The sequence below is a fragment of the Novosphingobium sp. 11B genome (genome assembly GCF_054589055.1).
This window is the reverse complement of record NZ_BAAILP010000205.1, coordinates 50,442-54,492: the sequence shown is the minus strand read 5'-3', so window position 1 is coordinate 54,492 and position 4,051 is coordinate 50,442. Positions and strand designations below refer to the sequence as shown.

Annotated in this window: 3 protein-coding genes; all 3 read right to left on the bottom strand. The window is 67.8% G+C overall.

Annotation, left to right across the window (positions count from 1 at the left end; genetic code table 11):
• Positions 1–45: 45 nt before the first annotated feature.
• From paoC to paoA, 3 genes are read right to left on the bottom strand one after another with little or no spacing between them, the layout of a single operon-like run.
• On the bottom strand, positions 46–2,241 hold the full coding sequence (gene paoC / locus ACYPYD_RS18875; RefSeq protein WP_459664810.1) for an aldehyde oxidoreductase molybdenum-binding subunit PaoC: 2,196 nt from the start codon (positions 2,239–2,241) through the stop codon (positions 46–48).
• Complete coding sequence (locus ACYPYD_RS18870; protein WP_459664808.1) at positions 2,238–3,188, bottom strand: FAD binding domain-containing protein; 951 nt, start codon at positions 3,186–3,188, stop codon at positions 2,238–2,240. Before ACYPYD_RS18870 ends, paoC begins: the two co-directional genes overlap by 4 nt.
• Complete coding sequence (gene paoA, locus ACYPYD_RS18865; protein ID WP_459664806.1) at positions 3,185–3,823, bottom strand: aldehyde dehydrogenase iron-sulfur subunit PaoA; 639 nt, start codon at positions 3,821–3,823, stop codon at positions 3,185–3,187. The genes ACYPYD_RS18870 and paoA overlap by 4 nt, the downstream gene beginning before the upstream one ends.
• Between the last annotated feature and the right edge of the window lie 228 nt (positions 3,824–4,051).

Sequence of the window (4,051 nt, the reverse complement as noted above, 5' to 3'; positions counted from 1 at the left end):
TGGGTTGCTTCGCTTCGCTCGCAATGACGAAGAGTGGCTAAAGGCTCAGACCACTTCGCCCAGCTTGTCGAGGTGCTTGTCCAGCGTGATCGGATAGTCGCGTACGCGCACGCCGGTGGCGTTGTAGATCGCGTTCGCCACCGCCGCGCCGACGCCGCACAGGCCCAGTTCGCCCACGCCCTTGGCCTTCATGGGAGAGACCTTGTCGTCCGCCTCGTCGAGGAACACGACCTCCTGATGCGGAATGTCGGCATGGACCGGCACTTCGTAACCCGCAAGGTCGTGGTTGACGAAGAAGCCGAAGCGCTTGTCGACCGCCAGTTCCTCCATCAGCGCGCCGCCCACGCCCATGGTCATCGCGCCGATCACCTGGCTGCGCGCCGCCGTGGGGTTGAGGATGCGGCCCGCCGCGCAGACCGCCAGCATGCGCCGCACGCGCGTTTCGCCGGTGTAACGATCGACCGCCACCTCGACGAAGTGCGCGCCGAAGGTGGACTGCTGGAACTTCTTGCCGAGATCGCCGAACTCGATCGAGTCTTCCACCACGATCTCGCCGCCCTTGGCCGCAGCGGCAATGTCGGCGACGCGGTTGCCGACGTGGACCTGTCCGTTCTCGAACACCGCCTCGCCCGGCCCGAGGCCCAGCTTGGTGACGATCGCCTCTCGCAGCTTGACGCAGGCGGCATAGAGCCCCGCCGTCGAGGAGTTCGCGCCCCACTGCCCGCCCGATCCGGCCGAGACCGGGAACGAGGAATCGCCCAGCTTCACCGTCACCTTGGCAAGCGGCACGCCCATCATCTCGGCCGCGGTCTGCGCCATGATGGTGTAAGTGCCGGTGCCGATGTCGGTCATGTCGGTTTCGACCGTCACCTGCCCCGAGGGGCTGAGGCGGACGCGCGCGCCGGACTTCATGTTGAGGTTGTTGCGGAACGCCGCCGCCACGCCCATGCCGATCAGCCAGCGGCCGTCCTGCACCTGGCCCGGAGCCTTGCGGCGTGCCCAGCCGAAGCGCTCGGCGCCCTCCTCCAGACAGCGCACGAGGTTGCGCTGCGAGAACGGGCGTTCGGGCTTCTCCGGATCGACCTGGGTATCGTTGATGACGCGCAGTTTAACCGGGTCCATGCCCAGCTTCTCGGCCAGTTCGTCGACGGCGATTTCCAGCGCCATCAGGCCGGGCGCCTCGCCCGGCGCGCGCATGGCGTTGGCTTCGGGCAGGTCGAGAACGGCGAGGCGCAGCGCGGTCATGCGGTTTGCACCCGCGTAGAGCAGCTTGGTCTGCTGCGTGGCGCTTTCCGGGCCGCCGCCTTCGAGATCGCCCGACCAGCTTTCGTGGCCGATCGCGGTCAGCTTGCCGTCCTTCGTCGCGCCGAGGCGGATGCGCTGGATCGTCGCGGGGCGGTGCGTGGTGTTGTTGCCCATGAACGGACGCGGCAGCGCGACCTTGACCGGACGCTTCGCCGCCTTCGCACCCAGCGAGGCCATGAGCACGTCCGAGCGCAGGAACAGCTTACCGCCGAAACCGCCGCCGATGTAGGGCGCGATCAGGCGCACGTTCTCAGGGGGAATCTGGAGCGTGCGGGCAAGGTCGCCCGCACCCCACGCGACCATCTGGTTGGCGCTCCAGACCGTGAGCTTGTCGCCCTCCCACGCGGCGATGGTGGCATGCGGCTCCATCATCGCGTGGCTCTGGTCGGGGGTGGTGTACATCTGGTCGAGCTGCACCGGCGCCGCGGCGAAGGCCCCGGCGAAATCGCCCACGGCGGTCGGCGCGTCGGAGCCGGTGGCGTCCGGCGCATCCACCTTGGCGGCGGCGAGGTCGAAGGCGCCGCCGTCGCGCGCATAATCGACGTCGATCAGCGCGGCGGCGGAGCGGGCCTGCTCGAAGGTTTCGGCGACGACCACGGCGATGGCCTGATGGTAGTGCTGGATCTTCGGGCCGCCGAGCAGCATCGCGGTGTTGAAGTTACCCTTGGCGATCTTGCCCGCGTTGCGGTGCGTGACTACGGCGACCACCCCCGGCGCACGTTCGGCGCGGGAGGTGTCCATCGAGCGGATCGTGCCCTTCGCCACCGCCGAGCCGACGACGTAGCCGTAAGCCGGTTTCCCCGGCAGTTCCTGATGCTCGTAAGCGTAAGGCGCGTGGCCGGTGACCTTGAGCGGGCCGTCGATGCGCGTGGTGGGCTTGCCGACGACTTTCATGCGGTCGATCGGGTTGGTCCCTGCGGGGGTATCGAACTTCATGCTTTTGCCTCCGCAAGAACCGCCGCGATGGTGCGCTGGGCGAGGGTCAGCTTGAATGCATTGTCCTCGCGCGGGGTGGCCCCGGCGAAGAGTCGGTCGGCGACGGCCTTCGAGCCCTTGGGCAGCAAGGCGTCGGCTTCCTCGACACGCCACGGCTTGGGCGCGACACCGCCAAGCGCCACGGCGCCCTTCCCGTCCTTGCCGATCACCGCCGCGACGGAGACGAGCGCGAAGGCGTAGGACGCACGGTCGCGGACCTTGCGGTAGATATGCGTGCCGCCCCTGGGCTTGGGGAGCGCGACGGAGATGATCATCTCGCCCTTCTCCAGCGCGGTTTCCACGTGCGGGGTCTGGCCCGGCAGCGTGTGGAAGTCGGCGATGGGAATGGCGCGGGTGGTGCCGTCGGGGCGGATCGTCTCGACCGAGGCATCGAGCACGCGCATCGCCACCGCCATGTCGCTGGGATGCGTGGCGATACAGGCGTCGCTGGTGCCGATCACGCCGAGCGGACGACTGAAACCGCCGATCGCCGCGCAGCCCGAGCCGGGCTTGCGCTTGTTGCAGGGCATGTTGACGTCGTAGAAATACGGGCAGCGGGTGCGCTGGAGCAGGTTGCCCGCCGTCGTCGCCTTGTTGCGCAGCTGGCCCGAAGCGCCCGCAACGAGCGCGCGGGTGAGCACGCCGTAGTCCTTGCGCACGCGCGCGTCGGCGGCGAGGTCGGTGTTGCGGACCAGCGCACCGATGCGCAGGCCTCCGCCTTCTATCGGTTCGATCTTGTCCATGCCGAGGCCGTTGACGTCGATCAGGTGCGTCGGCGTCTCGATCTCCAGCTTCATCAGGTCGAGCAGGTTGGTGCCACCCGCGATGAAGCGCGCGCCCGGCGTCGCGGCGACTTTCGCAGCCGCATCCTGCGCGCTCGTGGCGCGCTCATAGGTGAACGGCCTCATGCCTTCACTCCTGCGACCTGAGCCATGGCTTCGGCGATGTTGGAGTAAGCGCCGCAGCGGCAGATGTTGCCGCTCATGCGCTCGCGCATCTCGGTCGTCGTCATCGGCGAGGGTTTGGAGACGTCGGCCGTGACGTGGCTGGGCACGCCGGCGCGGATCTCCTCGAGCACCGCGACGGCCGAGCAGATCTGGCCCGGCGTGCAGTAGCCGCACTGGTAGCCGTCATGCTCGACGAAGGCGGCCTGCATCGGGTGCAGGTTGTCCGGGCTGCCGAGGCCCTCGATGGTGGTCACCGCGTCGCCCTCGTGCATCACCGCCAGGGTCAGGCACGAGTTGATGCGGCGGCCGTTGACAATGACCGTGCAGGCGCCGCACTGGCCGTGGTCGCAGCCCTTCTTGGTGCCGGTCAGCTTCACATGCTCGCGCAGGGCGTCGAGCAGCGTGGTGCGGGTGTCCAGCTCCAGCCGCGTCGCCTTGCCGTTGATCCTGAGGCTGACGGCGGCATGCGGCGGCGCGGCGGTCTGAGCCTGTGCCATCGCCACGTTGCCCGGGCCGAGCGAACCGGCGATCGCCGCGCCCGTCGCACTGGTCTTGAGAACGTCGCGCCGAGAGATCGCTCCGTATCCTTCCGTCATGGGTGATGCTTTCGTTTAAGAGACGACCACGGCAAAACCGCAGCCGGTTCACGCCTTCCTTGCCCAAGGCGCGCCCTATGTGACCATCAACCCACTCTGCCCGGATAAGTTGCCCGGCGCTACGGCGTCACGATTGCATGCGATGTTGAGTAATGTTCATCACTGTGCACAGCATAACTATACACGGCAGGATATAGTACCGTCCCGCATGTCGATGTTGGATTACAT

Bases quoted from the DNA above. Each gene is read 5' to 3' on its own strand.
- paoC (WP_459664810.1), bottom strand. From the start codon at position 2,241: ATGAAGTTCGATACCCCCGCAGGGACCAACCCGATCGACCGCATGAAA.
- ACYPYD_RS18870 (WP_459664808.1), bottom strand. From the start codon at position 3,188: ATGAGGCCGTTCACCTATGAGCGCGCCACGAGCGCGCAGGATGCGGCT.
- paoA (WP_459664806.1), bottom strand. From the start codon at position 3,823: ATGACGGAAGGATACGGAGCGATCTCTCGGCGCGACGTTCTCAAGACC.